This is a genomic window from Streptomyces montanisoli, from assembly GCF_017813245.1.
In the GTDB taxonomy this organism is placed as follows: domain Bacteria; phylum Actinomycetota; class Actinomycetes; order Streptomycetales; family Streptomycetaceae; genus Streptomyces; species Streptomyces montanisoli.
The window spans coordinates 1-21,711 of sequence record NZ_JAGIQL010000021.1 but is presented as its reverse complement, the minus strand read 5'-3'; the positions used below and the strand labels follow the sequence as shown (position 1 = coordinate 21,711).

Here is a 21,711-nt window from a genome sequence, read left to right as displayed (position 1 = left end):
AAGGGTGCCCGGACGCCGGGTGGCCCGCCGCGGGACAAACGCGCCGGAGCCTGGTTCCGGTCGCCATAGCGCTCATCCAGAGGGGCAGAGGGAACGGCCCGTTGAAGCCCCGGCAACCCTCCCGCCGACCGCGAGGTCACGGTGGGGAAGGTGCCAATTCCGTCTTGCGGCGAGACGCGTCGCAAGGAAGATGAGGAGAAAGGGCCTCGCCTCCATGGCTGTGCAGACCGTCCAGAACACCAGTGCCTCCGATGCCGGCACCGGCACCGTCGATCTCGGACCCGCCGCCGCGCTCTCGTGCCGCGAATGCGGCGAGCGCTTCCCCCTCGGACCGATCTTCGCCTGCGAGAGCTGTTTCGGCCCCCTCGAAGTCGCCTACGACCTGCCGACCGACGGTCCCGAGGCGCTGAAGGAGCGCATCGCGCAGGGCCCGAACAACATCTGGCGCTACGCGCCGCTGCTGCCCGTCCCCGCCGACGTCGCGGCGCACCCGAACATCAACCCCGGCTTCACCAAGCTCGTCAAGGCCGACAACCTCGCCCGCGAGCTGGGCATCACCGGGGAACTGCACGTCAAGGACGACTCCGGCAACCCGACGCACTCCTTCAAGGACCGTGTCGTCGCGATCGCCGTCGAGGCCGCGCGCGCCTTCGGGTTCACCACGCTCTCCTGCTCGTCCACGGGCAACCTCGCGGGCGCCGTCGGCGCCGCGGCCGCCAGGGCCGGCTTCCGCTCCTGCGTGTTCATCCCGCACGACCTGGAGCAGGGCAAGGTCGTCATGGCCGCCGTGTACGGCGGTGAACTCGTGGGCATCGAGGGCAACTACGACGACGTGAACCGTTTCTGCTCCGAGCTCATCGGCGACCCGCTGGGCGAGGGCTGGGGGTTCGTGAACGTCAACCTCAGGCCGTACTACGGCGAGGGCTCCAAGACGCTCGCGTACGAGATCTGCGAGCAGCTCGGCTGGCGCCTGCCCGACCAGATCGTCATCCCGATCGCGTCTGGCTCGCAGCTCACCAAGATCGACAAGGGGCTGCGCGAGCTGATCAAGCTCGGGCTCGTCGAGGACAAGCCGTACAAGATCTTCGGCGCGCAGGCCGAGGGCTGCTCGCCGGTCTCCACGGCCTTCAAGGCCGGACACGACGTCGTGCGCCCGCAGAAGCCGGACACCATCGCCAAGTCCCTGGCGATCGGCAACCCGGCCGACGGCCCGTACGTGCTCGACATCGCCAGGCGCACCGGCGGCGCCGTGGAGGACGTCGACGACGAGCAGGTCGTCGACGCGATCAAGCTGCTCGCGCGCACCGAGGGCATCTTCGCGGAGACCGCGGGCGGCGTGACGGTCGGCGTGACGAAGAAGCTGATCGAGGCCGGCCTCATCGACCCGTCGCTCACGACCGTCGTGCTGAACACCGGCGACGGGCTGAAGACGCTGGACGCGGTCGCGCCGACCACGGGCCCGACGGCCACGATCCGGCCCAGCCTCGACGCCTTCCGCGAGGCGGGGCTGGCCTAGCCCGCTCCCGCGCGCGACGGCCCCGCGCGCGCCGCCCCGCACACCCGAGCTTTGCGACATCCGAAAGGCAGGCACCCCGCCCATGAGCGTCAACGTCCGCATCCCCACCATCCTCCGCACCTACACGGGCGGGCAGGCCGAGGTCGCCGCCGACGGCGCCACGCTGTCCGACGTCATCGCGTCCCTGGAGAAGAACCACCCGGGCATCGCCGGTCGCGTCCTGGACGACCAGGGCAAGCTCCGCCGGTTCGTCAACGTGTACGTCAACGACGACGACGTCCGTTTCGAGCAGGGCCTTCAGACCGCCACGCCGGACGGCGCGGGCGTGTCGATCATCCCGGCGGTCGCCGGCGGCTGCTGAACCACGCCGAGTGCGCCGAGCGCCCCCTCCGCCGTCGCGGAGGGGGCGTTTTCATGTTGTTGAGCGCGGTACGATTCAACCGAGCACGCGACCGCCCATCCGCGACGCGCAGGCGACATGCGGGGCCATACCGAACGCGCACGGGAAACGCGCACGAGAACACGACAACATCGGGTCAAAATTTTGGTGCCGATCGTGCAATAAGTGCACTTTGTGCGGCCCGACTTGCCCAGGAACGCGAACGTACATCCGGTTCGCGTCCTCAGTCATGCCCAGAATTCTCGTCCGATTGACCTGTTGCAGAGGGCAGTTGGGCAGATACATTCAGCCGCGGTCGACGCGTTCCGGCGCGAAGTGCGGTCCCGAGCAGGGGCCTGTAATAGGGGAGTTAGGCATGGCTCAGGGCACCGTCAAGTGGTTCAACGCGGAGAAGGGCTACGGCTTCATCGCGGTCGACGGTGGTGCGGATGTTTTCGTCCACTACAGCGCGATCCAGATGGACGGCTACCGCACCCTTGAAGAAGGTCAGCGAGTGGAGTTCGAGATCTCGCAGGGCCAGAAGGGTCCGCAGGCGGACATGGTCAAGCTCGCCGTCTGATCCCGGCGCGATCGGCCAGACTCAGTCGTAACCAGGAGGCCCGTACCCGCACAGCGGGTACGGGCCTCCTGCGCGCGAGTCGCTTGCGCCCTCCGCTCGCCCGGCCACCCCTGGCTTGAGTCGCTTGCGCCCGCCCGTCGCCCGACCACCGCCCCTGTACGACAACTCTTCGAGTCGCTTGCACTCGAAGGGGTCGAGTGCTAATCATTGGCGTTAGCACTCTACGAGTGAGAGTGACAACTTGGACCGGGTCGGTGAGGCCCGTCGCGCGACCCCGGAAGGAACGGGCGAGCGCACTGGCCGTCCGTCGCGGGCACGGGCGCGGTCCGGAGCAATCCACCCCAGTCCGGGAGGACCACTTCACATGGCCAAGATCATCGCGTTCGACGAGGAGGCACGGCGCGGTCTCGAGCGCGGGATGAACCAGCTCGCCGACGCCGTCAAGGTCACCCTTGGCCCCAAGGGGCGCAACGTCGTCCTCGAGAAGAAGTGGGGCGCCCCCACGATCACCAACGATGGTGTCTCCATCGCCAAGGAGATCGAGCTCGAGGACCCGTACGAGAAGATCGGCGCCGAGCTGGTCAAGGAAGTCGCCAAGAAGACGGACGACGTCGCCGGTGACGGTACGACCACCGCGACCGTCCTCGCCCAGGCACTCGTCCGCGAGGGCCTGCGCAACGTGGCGGCCGGCGCCAACCCGATGGCCCTGAAGCGCGGCATCGAGAAGGCCGTCGAGGCCGTCTCCGGCGCGCTGCTCGAGCAGGCCAAGGACGTGGAGACGAAGGAGCAGATCGCCTCCACCGCCTCCATCTCCGCCGCCGACACCCAGATCGGCGAGCTGATCGCCGAGGCCATGGACAAGGTCGGCAAGGAAGGCGTCATCACCGTCGAGGAGTCGCAGACCTTCGGTCTCGAGCTCGAGCTCACCGAGGGCATGCGCTTCGACAAGGGCTACATCTCGGCGTACTTCGCCACCGACATGGAGCGTATGGAGGCGTCCCTGGACGACCCGTACATCCTGATCGTCAACTCCAAGGTCGGCAACGTGAAGGACCTCCTTCCGCTGCTGGAGAAGGTCATGCAGTCCGGCAAGGCGCTGCTGATCATCGCCGAGGACGTCGAGGGCGAGGCCCTGTCGACGCTGGTCGTCAACAAGATCCGCGGCACCTTCAAGTCCGTCGCCGTCAAGGCCCCGGGCTTCGGCGACCGCCGCAAGGCCATGCTCGGCGACATCGCCATCCTCACGGGCGGCACGGTCATCTCCGAGGAGGTCGGCCTCAAGCTGGAGAACGCGGGCCTCGACCTGCTCGGCCGCGCCCGCAAGGTCGTCATCACCAAGGACGAGACCACGATCGTGGACGGCGCGGGTGAGAGCGACCAGGTCCAGGGCCGCGTGAACCAGATCCGTGCCGAGATCGAGAACAGCGACTCGGACTACGACCGCGAGAAGCTCCAGGAGCGTCTGGCGAAGCTGGCCGGCGGCGTGGCCGTCATCAAGGCCGGTGCCGCCACCGAGGTCGAGCTCAAGGAGCGCAAGCACCGCATCGAGGACGCGGTGCGCAACGCGAAGGCCGCCGTCGAGGAGGGCATCGTCGCCGGTGGTGGCGTCGCCCTGCTGCAGGCGTCCTCCGTCTTCGAGAAGCTGGACCTGACCGGTGACGAGGCGACGGGCGCCCAGGCCGTCAAGCTCGCGCTCGAGGCCCCGCTGAAGCAGATCGCCGTCAACGGTGGTCTCGAGGGCGGCGTCGTCGTCGAGAAGGTGCGCAACCTCTCCGTCGGTCACGGCCTGAACGCCGCCACCGGCGAGTACGTCGACATGATCGCCGAGGGCATCCTCGACCCGGCCAAGGTGACGCGCTCCGCGCTGCAGAACGCGGCGTCCATCGCGGCGCTGTTCCTCACCACCGAGGCCGTCATCGCCGACAAGCCCGAGAAGGCCGCCCCCGCGGGCGCGCCGGGCGGCATGCCGGGCGGTGACATGGACTTCTGATCCTCTTCCCGAGGTTCGGAATCCCGCACGGATCCGAGGGCGGCACCCCTACTCCCAAGGGGTGCCGCCCTCGGCCCGTTGTACGGGTCGCACCGGCGGTACTGGCGGCACGGGCGGACGGTGCGGCGCCCGCACGCCCGACAGGTCGCGTGCCGTCATGCTGTTGCGGTCGGCCACCGTGCGGCCCAGCGAGAACTGCGGCCACAGCCCGGCCGCCTGGGAGCGGCTGCGCTCGCTCCACTCCCGCGCCGCCGCGCCCCCCGCCTTGTAGTAGTTGAGCGCGAACCCGCCGGAGTGCACCCGCAGCAGGCAGAACCCGCCCGGGTACTCCTTGACGGCGCTGACCTCCTGCAGCGTCACCCGCGGCGCGTGCGGCGGGATCGACCGCTTGTTGCGGTGCGTGTGGCCCGCGTGGTGCAGGAAGACGCCGGGGGCGGCGCCGTACGCGGCGAGTATCGCCCTGGCCTGGCGGCGGCCGAGGCGCTGGCCGTGCGTGGCGGGGAACGGCGAGTGCGGCACGGACAGCGGATGGTGGCCGAAGACGACCGTCGGCTGGTCCTTGTGGTCCCGCAGCCCCCGCAGGAACCAGGACATCTGCTCGGGCGAGAGGCCGCCGCCGTCGCCGCCGTTGCCCGGCTTGTCGTACGTGTCGAGGCCGACGACCCGCAGCCCGCCGAGGTCGCGCGCGAAATACGCGGGATCGCCGCCGGACGGGAACGTGTCACGGAAGCCGTCACGCTCGCGCGGCCTGTCGTGGTTGCCGCGCACGGTGAAGTACCGCTCGTCGTGCGGGCCGAAGCCGTCCAGGATCTCCTTCGCCCTGCGCAGGTCGGCCGGGCCGGCCTCGGCGGAGATGTCGCCGGCCGCGAGCAGGTAGTCGGCGCCGCGCCGCAGGGCCTCCTCGACGAGTGCGCGGCCCATCAGCTCCGGGTAGGGCGGCAGCCCCTCCGGCTGCGCGATGCCCCTCAGCTGCGGCAGACCCGGCACGCTCGGCAGGCCGGAGATCCGTCCCGCCGTGGTCTCGCCGAGGTGCAGGTCGTTGCAGAGCGCGACGGCGAACAGGTAGCGCCCCGGCGGGGGCTGAGGCGTGGTGAACGCGTACGGCCCCCCGGCCGTGCCGAGCCCGTAGGGGGACGTGCCCGCCGCGTTGCCCGCGACGAGGCACAGCGGCGTGGGCAGCGCGGCCCGCCCGTGCGACCGCGCCTGGTAGTAGTAGGTGCGGCCCGGTTCGAGGCCGGTGACCTCCACCTGGTGGTAGGCGGTATTGCGGCCCTCGGCGACATGCCGGTCGAGCCGGCCCGGGTGCGCGCCGAAGGCGATCTCGCCGTCGGTGACGGCGGGCAGCATCCCGCCGCAGCCGTTGTCGGTGCCGGGGACGCCCGTGTACCAGGTGAAGATCGCCCGGTCCTCGGTGAGCGTGACGAGTTCGAGCCCGACGGGCGCGACGGCACCCCCGCGGGCGCGCGGGGTGGCGCGCAGCGGCGGTGCCAGGGCGGCGGCCCAGATCGCGGCGCGGTGCAGGAGCTCGTGGCGGGCCGAGGGACAGCAGCGCATGGGGTACGGGTACCCACTCGCGGCCCCGAGCGACCGACCGCAGGTGTCAGGTGTCAGGTGTCAGGCGGCCGCGGCGTACGTGGCTGCCCGCGGCGCCGTACGGACGAGATAGGCGCTGGTCAGGTAGAGAATCAGCGCGGAACCGAGCCCGGGCACGGCGGCCCACAGCGCACGCGTCGACGTGAGGATCGCGAGCAGCGCCCCCGCTACGGCGACGGCGCACATCACCCACCCCGTGACCCGGTAGCCGTCGACGTGGAACAGCGTGGCGAGCGGCAGGAAGTGCAGCCCGACGATCAGCGCGATGAGCGCCGGTATCGCCTCGGGGTGCCCGGTGGCCCCCAGCACGGCCGCGATGACCCCGCACGCGCCCCATTCGAGGCCGAGGACGACACCGAACCGCCTGCCCGTGCCCCGCACGGCCTGTTCGGTCAGCGGATCGTCCGTGGGCACGGGCAGCAGCGCCGCCGACCTGTGGAGGCGGACGGCGAGCACGAAGAACACGACCGTGACCACCGCCCCCGCGCCGACCAGCGCTTTCCCTGTGCCGGCCGGGACGCCTGTGGTGCCCCAGCCCGTCCAGGCGAGGGCGAAGAAGGCCATGATGCCGGTGCCCGCGGCGCGTCCTCTCAGCTCGGCCGGGTGCGGTGCGGCGGCGGCCTCGGCCCTGCCGGTGGTCGAATCCATGCGGTTCCCCCCCCGTGGGATGTGCGAGCGTGTTCAGGTGCTTCGTACCGCGACGTCGGTGGGGACGGCAACCGGTCGCGGGGCGGGGCTCGCGCCCGCGTCCGCCGGCGCGGCCTCCGCGTCCGAGTTGAGCTCGTCCAGCATCGTCCGCGTGAAGCCGAACCAGTACGTGGCGACGAAGCCGGCCAGGTATCCGACGACGAGCCCGGCCGCGTACACGGCGACCATCGTGCCCATGCCCCTGTTGCCCTGCAGCAGCGGGAACAGCGCCCAGCCCGAAGGCCCGATGGCCGTGGAACCGACCGCGTCGCCCAGCTGGTTGAACAGGCCGACGAAGCCGCCGCCGAAGGCGCCGCCCACGCAGGCCGTGATGAACGGGCGGCCGAGCGGCAGCGACACGCCGTAGATGAGCGGCTCCCCGACGCCCAGGAACCCGGCGGGCAGGGCCGACCTGATGGTCCTGCGGACGGAGCCGTTGCGCGGGAGCCTGAGGTACACGGCCATGGCCGCGCCGACCTGGCCGGCGCCGGCCATCGCGAGGATCGGCAGCAGGACGGTGTAGCCCTGCTGCTGGATGAGCGTGGTGTGGATCGGGATCAGTGCCTGGTGCAGGCCCAGCATCACCAGGGGCAGGAAGAGGCCGCCGAGTACGAACCCGGCCGCGGCGCCCCCGTTGGACAGCAGCCAGTCGGCGAAGTCGCCGATGGCGGTGGCGACCTCGCCCGCGACGAACATCAGCCCGAAGAGGGTGACAAGGCCGGACACCAGCACCGTCACCGTCGGCGTGACCAGCACGTCCAGCGCCTCGGGCACCCACCTGCGGCACGACTTCTCGACGAACACCGCGAGCAGCGCCGCGCCGAGTGCCCCCAGCACACCGCCCTGCCCGGCCGCCAGCTTCTGGCCGAACGCGTCGATCGAGGTGACCCCGGGGAAGACCGTGATGGCCGCGACGGCGCCGCCGAGCACGGGCGTGCCGCCGAACTCCTTAGCCGTGTTGTAGCCGACGAAGACCGCGATCAGCGACATGAACCCGGACGAGATCGCGGCGAGCGCGGGGACGATCGACGGCAGCCAGTGCAGATTGGTCAGCAGGCCGTTGATCCCCGCGATGATGCCGCAGCCGATCAGCGCGGGGATCAGCGGGACGAAGATGTTCGCGACGCGCCTGAGGAACAGCTTGAACGGGGTCGCGTTCTTCGCCTTCCTGGCCGCGCGCATCTCGGCGCCCTGCGCCGCCAGCTGCTCCGCGGTGCGCGCACCGCCCGCGGCCGCCACCGGCTCCGGTGCCGGGGCCTGCGCCGCGGCCGAACTCCCGGCCCCCTCGGCGACGAGTGCCTCGAACTCCGGGGTGACCCGTGCGACCGTCCCGGGGCCGAGCACGATCTGGTACGTGTCGTCCTCGACCACGCCGAGCACCGCGGGCAGCGCCTTCAGCGCCTCGTCCTGGACGAGCGACCTGTCCCGCAGGCCGAGTCGGAGCCGGGTCATGCAGTGGGCGACGGACGTGACGTTCGCCGCGCCGCCGACCAGCGGGAGGATCGCCTCCGCCGTCGCGCGGTTCTTGTCAGTTGCCATGGTGCTCGGTGCCTTGCTGTGCGAAGTGGTACGGGCGTGGGGGGTGTACGGGTCAGTGGGGGGCGGAGCCCGCGGGCCGGGTGGGCGCGGGCGCGTCGAGCGCGGCGCGCAGGTGGCCACGCGCCCGGGTGAGGAGCGAGCCGGCGGTGGGGCCGTCGACGCCGCCGAGGATGACGAGGATGGCGTTCTTCACCTCGCCCTCGGTGGCGGCGAGCGCGGCCTCGATCTCGTCGTCGGACGCGCCGGTGGCCAGCGAGACGATGCGCCGGGAGCGGGCGCGCAGCTTCTCGTTGGAGGCGCGGACGTCGACCATGAGGTTCCCGTAGGTCTTGCCGAGCCGGATCATCGTGATCGTCGAGACCATGTTGAGCACCAGCTTCTGCGCCGTGCCCGCCTTGAGCCGGGTGGAGCCGGTGATCAGCTCGGGGCCCACGACGACCTCGATGCCGTGCTCGGCGGTGGCCGCGAGCGCGCTGTCCGCGTTGCACGAGAGGCCGACCGTGAGGGCGCCGAGCGCACGCGCGTGCTCCACCGCGCCGATGGCGTACGGCGTCCTGCCCGACGCGGAGACGCCGACCACCGCGTCGTCGGGGCCGAGCTCCAGGGCGTCGAGGTCGGCCGCGGCCAGCTCCTTGGAGTCCTCCGCGCCCTCCACCGACGTCACCATGGCGCCGGGCCCGCCGGCGATCAGGCCCACCACCTCGCCGGGGTCGGTGTTGAACGTCGGCGGGCACTCGCTCGCGTCCAGCACGCCGAGGCGCCCGGCGGTGCCCGCGCCCGCGTAGACCAGCCGGCCGCCGCGCGCGGCGCGCTCGGCGATCGCGTCGATGGCCGCCGAGATCTGGGGCAGCTGCCGCGCGACCGCGGCCGGGACCGTCTCGTCCTCACCGTTCATCAGGCGGGCGATCTCGGCCGTGGGCAGCCGGTCGATCTCGGCGAGATCGGTGCGGAACGCCTCGGTGGTCAGGGTCTCGAGCTGCGCGCGGAGGTCCCCGTAGGGCGCGGGTGCGGGCGTGGAGGTCATGTCTGGTGCGGCTCTTTCTGGATGTGCGGAGAAAGCGTCGGGGTGTGGGGGGCGGAGCACACGGGGTGCTGACGGGTACGGCTGGCGGGTGCGGCTCGCTTACGGGAACGGGAACGGGAACGGGTATGGCTACGGCGGGCCGGGGCGGGCACGTGTGGCGGCCGTGCTCCGCAGGCCGGACGGTCCAGCGGTTCGCGCGGGACCGCGGCGGCCGTGCGCGGACCTCAGCGGGGGGTGCGGGGGCTGTGCCGGTGGGCCAGCGCCTCGTACGAAGCGGACAGGGCGGGCGCCGCCGTCTCGTACGTGCGCTGGGCGACGCCTATGAAGACGCAGTCCACCACGAGCAGCTGGCTCGTGCGACTGGACATGGCAGCCGGACGCAGCTCGCTCTCCCGGGCGGTGGACGTCGTGAGCACGTGATCGGCGTACTGCGTCACCGCGCTGTCGGGCCTGCCCGTGATCGCGACCGTCGTGGCCCCGCGGTCGAAGGCGGCGCGCAGCGGCTCTATGACGTCGCCCGTGGAACCCGAGTGGGTGATCGCTATCGCCAGGTCGCCCGAGCGCAGCTGCACCGCGTTGGTCACCGCTAGGTGCGGGTCCGCGTGCGCGTACGCGATCAGGCCGATGCGCTGCAGCTTCTGGGCGAGGTCCATGCCGACGAGGGAGGAGGCACCGGCGCCGTAGATGTCGATCCTGCGGGCGCTCACGGCGGCGGAGACCACGGCCCCGAGCTGGGTGGTGTCGAGGGAGGCGGCCGTGTCGGCGAGGGTCTGCTGCTCGTCGTAGGCCAGCTTGGTGACGACGTCGGCGATCGAGTCGTCGACGGCTATGTCGGCGGTGACCGCGGGGGAGCGGCCGGACTGCTGCTGGGCGGCGAGCCCGGCGAGCGCGAGGCGCAGATCGCGGTATCCGGGGTATCCGAGCAGGCGTGATGTGCGCACGACGGTGGCCTCACTGGTGCCCGTGAGCTCGGCGAGACCGGTGACCGTCAGGGCGGCGCAGCCCGCCGGGTCGCCGGCGACGGCCTCGGCGACCAGCTGCATGGAGCGCGTCATCGAGGGGCCGAGCGTGCGCACCTTGGCGGCGAGGGCCGCGGGCGCCGGCGGACGTGCGCTGAAAATTTCCTTCAGGTCATTGGTCACACTTGAAAGGTATTTTCAGGGCGAGCGGCCAGTCAACCCCTGGCCCGCCGCAATCCCTCTCATGTGTATCGGGCTCTGCCACGGGGCGACAATGGCGTGATGAATGAGGTGAACCCGCTGGAGCAGGCGCTGCACGCGGCCCGCGCGCTGGTCATGGCCGACCTGGCCGCAGGCGGCGTCGCGGGCGCCGAGACCGTCTCGCTCGTCGAGGAGTCCGTCGCGCACCGCAGGTGGTGGATCGAGCAGTGGCCCGAGGGGGCGCCGTTCGTGGCGGGCCTCGTCGCCCAGGACGTGCAGGACGCGCTGCTCGAACGGTACGGGCGGTGGCCCCTGTGTCCCCTGTGCGCGGCGGACGATCCCCACGCGCTCGACGTCGAGCCCGAGCTGGGCCCCGACCCGCACTGGGTGTGCGGCAGGTCGGGCACCGTCATAGCACCGGTCGGTGCGCTGGGCGTCCGCCCGTGACCGTCTACATCGACCCGCCGACCTGGCCGGGGCACGGCCGGATGTGGTCCCACCTGGTCAGCGACGCCTCGTTCGGCGAGCTGCACGCGTTCGCGGCCGGTCTCGGCTGCCCGCCGAGGGCCTTCGAGCGCGACCACTACGACCTGCCCTCGCACCGCTACGACGACGCCGTGCGGGCCGGGGCCGTCGAGATCGGCTCGAAGGAACTCGTCCGCAGGATCACCGAGGCGGGTCTGCGCAGGCCCAAGGGACGCCCCACCGCCTGACGGCCCGTCTCCGGCGGCCCGCCCGCCACCCGGACTGTCAGGCGTCGCGGCCCGCGGCCTGCGTCGCGGCGCGCTCCCCGGTGTCCCGCGAGGCGAGCGGCGACGCCGCCACGAGCCTGCTGACCCGGCGCCCGCCGCGCGGCGTGCGCGTCCACGGGCGCATCGCCACCACGCACAGCGCGACGGCGGCCAGCGCCATCGCCGCACCCGCCCAGGCCGTGGCGGCGAAGCCGAACCCGGCGTCGATGACGCGTCCGCCGAGCCAGGGGCCCGCCGTGTTGCCCGCGTTGAAGGACGCCGTCGCGGTGGCCCCCGCCAGGGTCGGCGCAGCCGACGCGACGTCGAACATCCGGGCGTTGAGCGCGGGCGCGGTGAAGAAGGCCGAGAAGCCGATCAGGAACGTCAGCACGATCGCGGCCACCGCGTGGGAGGCGGTCAGCGCGAGCGCCGCGAGCAGCACCGTGGAGGCGATGACGCCGCTCAGCTGCACGCCGAACAGGTGCGCGTCCGCGTACCTGCCGCCGACGGTCGTCCCCACGAGCGCCCCGAGGCCGAACAGCGCGAGCACGGTCGGCACCCAGCCGGACGACAGCCCGGAGACGTCCGTGAGCAGGGGCGCCATGTAGGAGAACGCGCAGAACACGGCGCCCCCGGCGAGCGCCGTGATCATGACGGCGAGCCAGACGCGGCCCTCACGGTAGACGGCCAGCTCACGCCGGAGTTCCGGCTTCCGCTCGGGCCGCGGGATGCGGGGGATCAGCGTGACGACCCCGGCGAGCGCGATCGCGGAGGCACCTCCGACCGCCCAGAATGCGGCACGCCAGCCGAAGTTCTCGCCGAGGAAGGCGCCCGCGGGCACGCCGAGGACGTTGGCGATGGACAGGCCGCCGATCATGACCGCCATCGCCCTGGCCCGCGCGTTCAGCGGGACCATCGCGACCGCGACGCCGGCGCCGACGGCCCAGAAGCCCGCGCAGGCGAAGGCGCTGACGACACGTGAGACGAACAGGAGCGCATAGGAGGGAGCCAGCGCACCGGCGACCTGGCCGAGGCCGAACACCGAGATCAGGACGACGAGGGTGGTGCGGCGCGGCAGCCGCTGGGTGGCGACGGCGAGGAGCGGCGCGCCTATCACCATGCCGATCGCGAAGGCCGATATCAGCAGCCCCGCGGTGGGGATGGACACGTCCATGTCGCGGGCGATGGGCGGCAGCAGGCCGGACAGCATGAATTCGCTCGTTCCGAGAGCGAAGACGGACAGTCCCAGGATGTAGACGGCGAGCGGCATGCGGGCACGTCGACCCGTTGTCTCAGGCATGACACGGTCAACGGTTCCGGATGTTCCCCGCATTCCCGGGCGGTCCCGGGCCCCGGGACCCGGGACCCGGCCTCAGCCCGCCGCGAGCAGCCGCAGCTCGGCGGCGATGTTGTGGCGGGCCTGCTCCTCCCACTCGCGCAGGCCGTACGGGGTGCGGAAGAGGCTCGGCAGGGCGAGGAGCTGTTCGAGCACCTCGCCGCGGCCCGTGCGGAACAGGTCGTCGGGCACGAAGCCGTACTCGGCGCGTACGTCCGCGGCATAGGCGGCGTATGTCGCGGGCGGCGAGGCGAGGATCGCCAGGTCCGCGTCGCACAGCACGGCGCCGTTCGCGTCGCCCGGCCGAGCCGCGTGGTCCGCGGTGAGGCGTACGAGGCGCGCCACCTCGGCCGTCGCGTCGGCGGCCACGCCTGCCTCGGGCAGGGCGCGTTCGGCGAGGCGGGCGGAGCGCTCCTCGTTCTCGCTGCGGTCCGGCCGGTAGACGGCGTCGTGGAACCAGGCGGCGAGGCGTACGAGGCCGGGATCGTGCGCGTGGTCCTCCAGCGTGTCGACGTGGTCGAGCACGGCCGCGAGGTGACGGGTCGTGTGGTAGCGCCGCTGCGGCTGCGACCAGCGGGCCAGCAGGTCGTCCGCGTACGGGTAGGGGTCGGTGCCCGCGCCGCTCAGCGGCCTGAGCACGGCGGCGAAGCGCTCCCGCAGGTCCGGGCCGTGGGCCGACGCGTCGGCGGGGCGGTGGCTGCTGTGGTGGCCTGTGTGGTGCTCGGGCATAGGTACGACAATACGGCCGAGGCTGTGGACAACTCCCGACGTGGCCGGGCCCGGCACGCCTACGGTTTTCCGCATGACGCATCTCCGCATGACGCATCTCCGTATGACGAACCGGACCAGGCCGGCTCGGCCTCACATGCCCTTGAACCCGCGCAGGCGCAGGGAGTTGCCCACCACGAAGACCGAGGAGAACGCCATGGCCGCGCCCGCGATCATGGGGTTGAGCAGCCCTGCCGCAGCGAGGGGCAGCGCGGCGACGTTGTACCCGAAGGCCCATACGAGGTTGCCGCGGATCGTGCCGAGCGTGCGGCGCGCCAGCCGGATCGCGTCGGCCGCGGTCCGCAGGTCCCCGCGCACGAGGGTCAGGTCCCCGGCCTCGATCGCGGCGTCGGTGCCCGTGCCCATCGCGAGACCCAGGTCAGCCTGGGCCAGCGCGGCGGCGTCGTTGACGCCGTCGCCGACCATCGCGACGGACCGCCCCTCGCTCTGGAGGCGCTTGACGACGCCGAGCTTGTCCTCAGGCAGCACTTCTGCGATCACCTCGGACACGCCGATCTCGTCGGCCACGGTGTTCGCGACGGCTTTGTTGTCGCCCGTGAGGAGGACGGGCCGCAGGCCGAGGGCGCGCAGCCGGCGCACGGCCTCGGCGCTCGTGTCCTTGATCGCGTCGGCGACGGCGAGGACGGCACGCGCCTCCCCGTCCCAGGCGACCGCCACGGTCGTGCGGCCCGCGGCCTCCGCGTCCAGCCGGGCGCGCTCCAGGTCGTCCGGCAGGTGGATCTCCCACTGGGCGAGGAGCTTCGGCCGGCCGGCGAGCACGGCGTGCCCCTCGACGACGCCCTGCACGCCGAGCCCCGGCACGGCGGCGAAGTCCTCGGGCGAGGGCAGCTCGCCCGCGCGGCGGGCGGCCCCTTCCGCCACTGCCCGGGCCACGGGGTGCTCGGAGGCGTGCTCGACCGCCCCCGCGAGACGCAGGACGTCGTTCTCGTCGACGCCCGGTGCCACGTGCACGTCCTGCAGTTCCATCCGGCCCGTGGTGACGGTGCCCGTCTTGTCGAGCACGATCGTGTCCACGCGCCGGGTCGTCTCCAGCACCTCTGGGCCCTTGATCAGGATGCCGAGCTGGGCGCCGCGACCGGTGCCGACGAGCAGTGCCGTCGGGGTGGCGAGCCCGAGCGCGCAGGGGCAGGCGATGATCAGCACGGCCACGGCCGCGGTGAAGGCCGCGGTCAGACCGCCGCCGAAGGCGAGCCATCCGCCGAGCGTCGCGAGCGCGAGCGCGATGACGACCGGCACGAAGACGGCCGAGATGCGGTCGGCCAGGCGCTGCGCCGCGGCCTTGCCGTTCTGCGCCTCCTCGACCATGCGCGCCATGCGGGCGAGCTGGGTGTCCGAGCCGATACGGGTGGCCGTGACGACGAGCCTGCCGCCGGCGTTGAGGGTCGCGCCGGTGACGGTGTCGCCCACGGCGACCTCGACGGGCGCGGATTCGCCGGTGAGCATCGAGGCGTCCACGGCGGAGGCGCCCTCGACGACGGTGCCGTCGGTGGCGATCTTCTCGCCCGGCCGGACGACGAACCGGTCGCCGACGCCGAGCTGCGCGGTGGGCACGGTCACCTCGCGGCCGTCGCGCAGGAGCGTGACCTCCTTGGCGCCCAGTTCGAGCAGGGTGCGCAGGGCCGCGCCCGCGGTGCGCTTGGAACGGGCCTCGAAGTACCGCCCGGCCAGGATGAAGGCGGTGACGCCGGCCGCGGCTTCGAGGTAGATGTTCCCCGCGCCGTCGGAGCGGGCGACCGTCAGCGTGAAGGTGTCGTGCATGCCCGGCATGCCGGCCGTGCCGAAGAACAGGGCCCACAGCGACCAGAGGAAGGCGGCGAGCGTACCGACGGAGACCAGCGTGTCCATCGTGGCGGCGCCGTGCCGCAGGTTCGTCCAGGCGGCGCGGTGGAAGGGCCGGCCCGCGTACAGGACGACGGGCGCGGCGAGCGTCAGGGAGAGCCACTGCCAGTTGTCGAACTGGAGAGGGGGGATCATCGCCAGGGCGATCACGGGCACGGCGAGCACGACCGCGGTCGTCAGCCGCTGCCGCAGCGTCCGCTGCTCGGCGTCCTCGGCGGGAGTCGCGCCGCCCTGGCCGGCGTCGCCGCCGTTGCCGGCGGCCTCCGGGGCGGGGGGCTCCTCGGCCGTGTAGCCCGTCGCCTCCACGGTGGCGATCAGGTCGCCGACGGAGAGCTCGCCGCCGTAGCTGACCTTCGCCTTCTCGGTGGCGTAGTTGACCGTGGCCTCGACGCCCTCCATGCGGTTGAGCTTCTTCTCGATGCGTGCGGCACAGGAGGCGCAGGTCATACCGCCGATGGTGAGCTCGACCTCGGCCGGGGCGAGGCCGGGTCCGCTGCCGGATCCCGTGGTCCTGGTGGGGCTCATGAGGCGCTCCTCGACATCGACTACGTCCGATCCTACCCCCTGGGGGTATGAACGGCTCCTGTCGGTATACCCCCAGGGGGTAGCAAGTGCAAGTGTGGCGGGGTGCGGGGGCGGGGTAGTGGTGCGGGTGGGGAGGGGTGGATCGTAAAGTGGGGGCGACTTTGGACTAGACCTCTTGAACGGATGGCTGATGAGCGAGCGCCCACTCCTGGAGGTGATCGCCCTCGACGGCGACGACGCGGTCGCCGCGCGCAAGGGCGGGGCCGACCGGCTGGAGATCGTCTCGGACATGGCCGCCGACGGCCTGAGTCCGTCGCGCGAGACCTTCGGCCGTATCCGCGACGCCGTGGACATCCCCCTGCGGGTGATGCTGCGGCTCACGGACGGCTTCGCCGCGGGCACGCCCCAGGACGTGGACCGGCTGGCCGAGGTCGCCGCCGGGCTGCGCGCCGAGGGCGCGCGGGAGTTCGTGCTCGGGTTCCTGGACGCGCACGGCCGCGCCGACCTGGTGACGGTCGAGCGGCTCGTCGCCGTGCTGGACGGCTGCCACTGGACGTTCCACCGCGCCATCGACCGCGCCGCCGACCGGGACGCGCTGCGCCGGCGCCTCGCGGACGTGCCGGGCCTGGACGGGTTCCTCACGGCGGGTTCCCCCAAGGGCGTCGACGACGGCATGCCGACACTGCTCGACGAGGCCGCGGCCTCCACCGCGGACGAGCCCGGCTACGAGGCGCGGATGATGGTGGGCGGCGGCCTCCGCCTCGACCACCTGCCCGTGCTGCGGGCCGCCGGCGTCACCGCGTTCCACATCGGCGGGGCCGCTCGTCCCGAAGGCTGGCAGGCCCCCGTCTCCCCGCGGGCGGTCGCCGCCTGGCGCGAGGTGCTGGACGGGCGTCCGGGCGGGGAGTAGGGCCCGGCGGGCGTACATCCGCCCGACGGTCCGCCCGGAAGGCGCGGCCGGACCGCCCGCGCCCCTTCAGTTGCCTGAGGCATCTGATGCCTGACTGTTGACGACTGGCTCGCCGCACCGGCGTGACCAGCGCGGACGCCGACCGTCCCGAAGAACTCCGTGAACAGGGTGGAACGTTCACCAGGGCCTCTCAACTCGCCGTCGTAGTAGCTACGTTGACGCGCTGAACCCACTCCCCACCCTGGAGGCATCGTGTCACGAATGCCCATGACGGCGCGGGCGGTCGCCGCGGCGGCGTGTCTGGCCACAGTGGCCGCACTCGCCGCGGCCGTCCCCGCGTCGGCGGCCCCACACCATCCAAGAGCGTCCCTCGGCCCCAGCGGACCGGCCCCCGCCGGCGCGCACCGGCTCGGTACGACCGCCGCCGACCGCGAGATGAGTGTGGCGCTGTCGCTCAAGCCGCACGACGAGGCCGGGCTCGACGCGTTCGTCAAGTCCGTCAGCGACCCGTCGTCGCCGAACTACCGTCACTACCTCACCAGCGCGCAGTACAACGAGCGGTACGCGCCCCGCCTGTCCGACATCGCCGACTCGAAGGCCTTCCTGAAGTCCAACGGGCTGCGCGTCACGCATGTGTCGGGCAACCGGCAGGTGATCGACGCGGTCGGCACCGCCGAGCAGGTGAAGGCGGCGTTCGGAACGTCGATCGGTGACTACTCCGACGCGGCGGGCAAGCACTTCTACGCGAGCGACAAGGCGCCGACCGTGCCGGCGGCGCTCGCGTCCACCATAAGGGCGGTCACCGGCCTGACCGACCGGCCCGCGGCGCACCGGGCAGGTCACCCGGCCGGGCACGGCAAGCCCGCCGGCCACCCCGCGGGCCCGACCGGGCCAGGCGGCGGCTACACACCGGCCCAGTTCCGCACCGCCTACAGCATGAACAAGATGTCCGGGTCGTACAACGGCTCGGGCCAGAAGGTCGGCCTCATCGAGTTCGACTCCTTCAAGCAGTCCGACCTCGACGCATGGACGCAGCACTACCAGCAGCCGTCGGTCGACGCCCAGGTCGCCCCGGTGGACGGCGGTGTGTCCAGCCCCGGCAGCGGCCAGCTGGAGGTGACACTGGACGTCGAGGCGGTGGCCGCGACGGCGCCGAACGCGGGACAGGTCGTCTACGAGGCGCCCAATTCGGACAACGCCTGGGTCGACGAGATGGCGAAGATCGCCAGTGACGACCGGATCAACATCCTCTCGGGTTCCTGGCTGCTCGGCGAGAAGTGCGAGTCCTCCCCGATCAAGTCCTCGCACGACTCGTACACCCAGATGGTGGCGCAGGGCGTGACGCTGCTGTCCGCGTCCGGCGACTGGGGTGCCACCGGCTGCGGCTACAACGGCGACAACTCCACGGTCCAGGCCGACTACCCGCCGAGCGACCCGCTGTTCACCGGTGTCGGCGGCACGCAGCTGCGGACCAGCGACAACGCCGGCACGTACCAGTCGGAGACCTGCTGGAACCAGGGCGGAACCGGCAACACCCGCTCCGGCGGCGGCTATTCGCAGATCTACGCCAAGCCGGACTGGCAGTCGGGCAGCAACGGCTACCGGTCGGTGCCCGACGTGGCGCTCGACGCGGACTACGGCGCGGGCGCGATGTCGGTCTACATGAACGGCAACTGGGAGGACGTAGGCGGCACCAGCGCGTCGTCGCCGCTGTGGGCCGGCTACATCGCCATGGTCAACCAGAAGGCGAAGGCCGAGGGCAAGGCCGACCTCGGCGCCATGAACCCGACCATCTACGCCGTCGCCAAGTCGTCCCAATACGACTCCACGTTCAACGACGTGACGACCGGCGACAACGGCACCTACAACGCGGGCACCGGCTACGACCTGTGCACCGGCTGGGGTTCGATGCGGGGCGACAACCTGGCCGACCCGCTGATCAACGGCGCCACGCCGCCCGCGGCCAACGACTTCTCGATCAGCGCCGACCCGGCGTCGGTGAGCGTCGACCCGGGCAAGTCGGTGACCACCACCGTCACGACCAAGGTCACCAAGGGCAGTGCGCAGTCCGTGGCACTCACGGCATCCGGGCTGCCCGCGGGCGTGACCGCCAGCTTCGACCCGGCGTCCGTCACCGCGGGCGGCTCGTCGAAGCTGACCCTGACGGCGTCGTCCTCCGCGTCGCCCGGCCAGAGCAGTGTGACCGTCACCGGCAAGAGCACCGACGCGACTCACAACACCCCGGTGTCACTGACCGTCAACGGCTCGGGCCAGGGCGACTTCTCGATCAGCGTCGACCCGTCGTCCGCGACGGTGAACGCCGGGCAGTCCGCCACCGCGACGGTGCACACGGCGGCGGCGCCGCAGGCGATCCACCCGGCACGAGGGACGAGCGCCGGAACCACGGCGACTCCCGCGGCCCAGCCGGGAGTTGTCGGCGGCACCCCGACCTCGGTCGACACGTACCCGTTCATGATCTCGCTGCGCAGGGACGGCAGCGTCTTCCCGGGACAGCAGTCGTGCAGCATGGCGCTGGTCGGCCCGCACACCGTGGTCGGCGCCGCACACTGCTGGCTGGAGAACGGCGGCGCCAAGTGGTTCGTCTACGGTGCGACCGACCTCAACGACACCGGATTCCGTGCCGACATCAAGAGTGTGTGGACCGACCCGGACTACACGAGCTGGCAGGACGGCCACGACGTCGCGGTCTACACCCTCGACCGTGACGTGCCGGTGCCGGCGGGCATCGTCTACCCGACGATCGCGACTGACACCTCGCTGAACGCACCCGGCACGATGGGCAAGGGCATCGGCTGGGGCGAGACGGGACCGCAGCAGTACTCGGACGTGCTGCGGGTGGTCGATCTGCCGGTCGCCGCGGACTCGGCCTGCGCGAAGCAGCCGACCCTGTCGACGTACTGGAAGGGCGACGGGTCGATGCTGTGCACCGGCTACTCCGACGGCCACGCGGGCGTCTGCGTGGGCGACAGCGGATCCCCGTTCCTGGAGGGCAACCAGATCGTCGGGTTCTTCTCCTGGATGTCCAACAAGTGCGACACGTACGGCGTGTACACGCGCGTGACGAGCTACGCCGACGAGATCAAGGCGCACCTGCCGGGCAGCACACCGCCCCCCGCGGGCGACATCGCCCTGTCGGCGAGCGGGCTGCCGTCGGGCGCGACCGCCACGTTCGACCCGTCATCGGTGAGCGCGGGCGGCTCGTCCACGCTGACCGTCTCCACGAGCGCCTCCACACCCGAAGGCACGTACAAGGTGACGGTCAGCGGCAAGAACGCGACCGCCGGCCACGACACCACGTTCACCCTGAACGTCCAGGGCGGCGGGACGCCGACGCCGGTCACCGTGCAGGACCCCGGCTTCCAGTTCACCCAGCACGGGACGCCGGTCAGCCTGCCGATGCACGCGAACGGCGGCAGCGGCACGTACACGTGGTCGGCTACCGGCCTGCCGCCGGGGCTGTCCATCGACAGCCGCACCGGTGTGATCAGCGGCAGCGCGCAGGCCGGCGCGACGCAGATTTACAACGTGACGGTGACGGCCGCGGAGAGCGGCGGCGGCAGCGGAAAGGTGGGATTCGGCTGGTTCGTGTACTGACCGTCCGAGTACTGACCGTCCGCACCTGCGGTTCGGCACAGGACGCGTGAGGGTCTGACCGGTGGCTCGTGGGCCACCGGTCGGACCCGTCCTGCCGTGTCAGTCCCACTCCCAGGCCATGCCGACGATGCCGGGAGCGCCGTCCGTGACCACGAGGTGCGCGGTCCCGCTCGCCCCGATCCACAGCGACGGGCCGACGTGCCGCGGCGCCTGGAGGCCCGTCTGGCGAAACGGCACGCAGCTCACCGGGACCTGCCCGAAGAACTCGGCCTGGAGCACGTACTGGCGGATCGGCCGGGTGAACCGGTGGTGGAAGAAGGTCAGTTCGGGGCCGGGCGGGAAGGCGCAGGTGTAGTCCACGACGGTGCGCTCGCCGGCGTTCAGCCGATGGTCGAGGATCAGCTCGCACACCGTGGCGCCGGTGGCGTCGTCGGCCCGCACCCGGCCGACGCGGCAGCACTTGGGATCGGACGGGACGGCGGCGGTCGAGTCCTCGGCCCACAGCAGGATCGTATGGCGGTCGACGCGGTCGGCCGACGCCTCCAGCACCAGCCGGGTGCGCAGGCTCGTCAGCCGGCGGTCCGCCCCGACCTCGACGTGCTCCTGCACGTCGAGCGTGCGTATCCGGTCGTCGGGCGGTGTGCTCATCGCGGCGAGCAGCGGCCGGTGCGCGGGCCAGAGCCTGCGCCGGTCGATCGCGTCGGGACCGGCCTTGCGGCGCGGTCCGCGCGGCCGCGGCGGTCCGAGCCGCGACACCAGCGAGTCGGCGGGCAGGCAGAGCACCGCCTCCAGGCCGCGGACCGCCCGCAGCGACTCGGCGCGTTCCGGACGGCTGCGGCCGTGCCGCCAGTAGCTCAGCGCCGCCCGGCTGACGTGGACGCCCTGCGCGGCCAGGTGGTGCTGCACACGTTCCAGGCTCAGCCCGCGGGTGTTGAGCGCGTGATCGAGCACCTGGGCGAACGTGCCGTGCCGCAGCAGCCGGCGCAACTCACGGTCCAGCGGACGGTCGACGGGAACCAACGGCACGCCACTCGCCATCGCGTACCTCCATCCACGGCGGACGATGCGCCTCCCACTATCGACGCGCCGCCGTCAATGGTCCAGAGCGAGTGGCGCCTCGCGGCGGGCGGTCGCCGCCTGACGCGGGACGCTGGATGCGTAATCGCCCGCCGCGTGGGCACGAGCGCGACGCTGTTCGGGCAGGCGGTGCGGCGGCTTCCGGGCGCGCTCGCGGCGCCGGGCGTACGGGACCGCTTCCGGTCCCGGGCGGGCGGTGCCGTCGGCTCACGGCGACGCGCTCACGGGGGACGCGCTCACGGCGGACGCGAGCCCGGCGTCGTGGCGAAGCACGCGCGAAGGGCGGTGCGACGCTGTTCGAGGAGGTGGCGCGGCGCCTGCTCGGGCGCTGCCGGCGCGGCACGTACGGGGGCGCCCCGCGCGCCCGGGCGGGCACGGCCGCCGGTGGGATCACCGTGCTGTGCGCCGCACGGTGATCCCA

Annotated in this window: 17 protein-coding genes and 1 riboswitch; of the genes, 8 read left to right on the top strand and 9 right to left on the bottom strand. The window is 72.3% G+C overall.

The window, feature by feature from the left end:
• The first annotated feature begins 69 nt into the window (after positions 1-69).
• A riboswitch (SAM riboswitch) is annotated at positions 70-197 on the top strand.
• A 17-nt stretch (positions 198-214) separates the two neighbouring features.
• The 4 genes from thrC (at position 215) to groL (ending at position 4,465) form a co-directional block, all read left to right on the top strand.
• A complete protein-coding gene (thrC, locus tag JFN87_RS07845; RefSeq protein WP_209339181.1) occupies positions 215-1,516 on the top strand; it encodes a threonine synthase in 1,302 nt (433 codons plus the stop codon).
• A gap of 82 nt (positions 1,517-1,598) precedes the next feature.
• Positions 1,599-1,877: a ubiquitin-like small modifier protein 1 gene (locus JFN87_RS07840; protein WP_209339180.1), complete on the top strand. Its 279-nt coding sequence runs from the start codon at positions 1,599-1,601 to the stop codon at positions 1,875-1,877.
• Positions 1,878-2,271: 394 nt separating this feature from the next.
• Positions 2,272-2,475: a cold-shock protein gene (locus JFN87_RS07835; RefSeq protein WP_005315736.1), complete on the top strand. Its 204-nt coding sequence runs from the start codon at positions 2,272-2,274 to the stop codon at positions 2,473-2,475.
• 364 nt (positions 2,476-2,839) lie between these two features.
• Positions 2,840-4,465, top strand: coding sequence for a chaperonin GroEL (gene groL, locus JFN87_RS07830; protein WP_209339179.1), 1,626 nt, complete (start codon positions 2,840-2,842; stop codon positions 4,463-4,465).
• A gap of 48 nt (positions 4,466-4,513) precedes the next feature.
• On the opposite strand, the gene JFN87_RS07825 is transcribed toward groL, so the two are convergent.
• From JFN87_RS07825 to JFN87_RS07805, 5 genes are all read right to left on the bottom strand, one after another.
• Positions 4,514-6,019 carry a purple acid phosphatase family protein gene (locus JFN87_RS07825; RefSeq protein ID WP_209339178.1) on the bottom strand — a complete coding sequence of 502 codons (1,506 nt, stop codon included), beginning with the start codon at positions 6,017-6,019 and terminating at the stop codon, positions 4,514-4,516.
• Positions 6,020-6,079: 60 nt separating this feature from the next.
• Positions 6,080-6,706, bottom strand: a complete 627-nt coding sequence (locus JFN87_RS07820; RefSeq protein WP_209339177.1) for a DUF7010 family protein — start codon at positions 6,704-6,706, stop codon at positions 6,080-6,082.
• Positions 6,707-6,739: 33 nt separating this feature from the next.
• Positions 6,740-8,284, bottom strand: a complete 1,545-nt coding sequence (locus JFN87_RS07815) for a PTS transporter subunit EIIC (protein ID WP_209339176.1) — start codon at positions 8,282-8,284, stop codon at positions 6,740-6,742.
• A gap of 52 nt (positions 8,285-8,336) precedes the next feature.
• Entirely contained in the window at positions 8,337-9,308 is a 972-nt protein-coding gene (murQ, locus tag JFN87_RS07810) for an N-acetylmuramic acid 6-phosphate etherase (protein ID WP_209339175.1), read from the bottom strand.
• A 224-nt stretch (positions 9,309-9,532) separates the two neighbouring features.
• Complete coding sequence (locus JFN87_RS07805; RefSeq protein WP_209339174.1) at positions 9,533-10,450, bottom strand: MurR/RpiR family transcriptional regulator; 918 nt, start codon at positions 10,448-10,450, stop codon at positions 9,533-9,535.
• A 99-nt stretch (positions 10,451-10,549) separates the two neighbouring features.
• Here JFN87_RS07805 and JFN87_RS07800 point away from each other — a divergent pair, with 99 nt between their 5' ends.
• Both JFN87_RS07800 and JFN87_RS07795 read left to right on the top strand, forming a co-directional pair.
• A complete protein-coding gene (locus JFN87_RS07800; protein WP_209339173.1) occupies positions 10,550-10,915 on the top strand; it encodes a DUF8819 family protein in 366 nt (121 codons plus the stop codon).
• Entirely contained in the window at positions 10,912-11,181 is a 270-nt protein-coding gene (locus JFN87_RS07795; RefSeq protein WP_209339172.1) for a DUF4031 domain-containing protein, read from the top strand. The genes JFN87_RS07800 and JFN87_RS07795 overlap by 4 nt, the downstream gene beginning before the upstream one ends.
• 37 nt (positions 11,182-11,218) lie before the next feature.
• On the opposite strand, the gene JFN87_RS07790 is transcribed toward JFN87_RS07795, so the two are convergent.
• From JFN87_RS07790 to JFN87_RS07780, 3 genes are all read right to left on the bottom strand, one after another.
• Positions 11,219-12,469: a Cmx/CmrA family chloramphenicol efflux MFS transporter gene (locus JFN87_RS07790; RefSeq protein WP_209339217.1), complete on the bottom strand. Its 1,251-nt coding sequence runs from the start codon at positions 12,467-12,469 to the stop codon at positions 11,219-11,221.
• Positions 12,470-12,571: 102 nt separating this feature from the next.
• Positions 12,572-13,264 carry an HD domain-containing protein gene (locus tag JFN87_RS07785; protein ID WP_245178929.1) on the bottom strand — a complete coding sequence of 231 codons (693 nt, stop codon included), beginning with the start codon at positions 13,262-13,264 and terminating at the stop codon, positions 12,572-12,574.
• 132 nt (positions 13,265-13,396) lie between these two features.
• Positions 13,397-15,688: a heavy metal translocating P-type ATPase gene (locus JFN87_RS07780; RefSeq protein WP_209339171.1), complete on the bottom strand. Its 2,292-nt coding sequence runs from the start codon at positions 15,686-15,688 to the stop codon at positions 13,397-13,399.
• Positions 15,689-15,878: 190 nt separating this feature from the next.
• Between JFN87_RS07780 and JFN87_RS07775 the strand changes: the two genes are divergently transcribed.
• Positions 15,879-16,598 carry a copper homeostasis protein CutC gene (locus JFN87_RS07775; RefSeq protein WP_209339170.1) on the top strand — a complete coding sequence of 240 codons (720 nt, stop codon included), beginning with the start codon at positions 15,879-15,881 and terminating at the stop codon, positions 16,596-16,598.
• 261 nt (positions 16,599-16,859) lie between these two features.
• Positions 16,860-20,213, top strand: a complete 3,354-nt coding sequence (locus tag JFN87_RS07770) for a trypsin-like serine protease (RefSeq protein ID WP_245178932.1) — start codon at positions 16,860-16,862, stop codon at positions 20,211-20,213.
• Positions 20,214-20,312: 99 nt separating this feature from the next.
• On the opposite strand, the gene JFN87_RS07765 is transcribed toward JFN87_RS07770, so the two are convergent.
• Positions 20,313-21,251, bottom strand: a complete 939-nt coding sequence (locus tag JFN87_RS07765) for a hypothetical protein (RefSeq protein WP_209339168.1) — start codon at positions 21,249-21,251, stop codon at positions 20,313-20,315.
• Positions 21,252-21,711 lie beyond the last annotated feature (460 nt).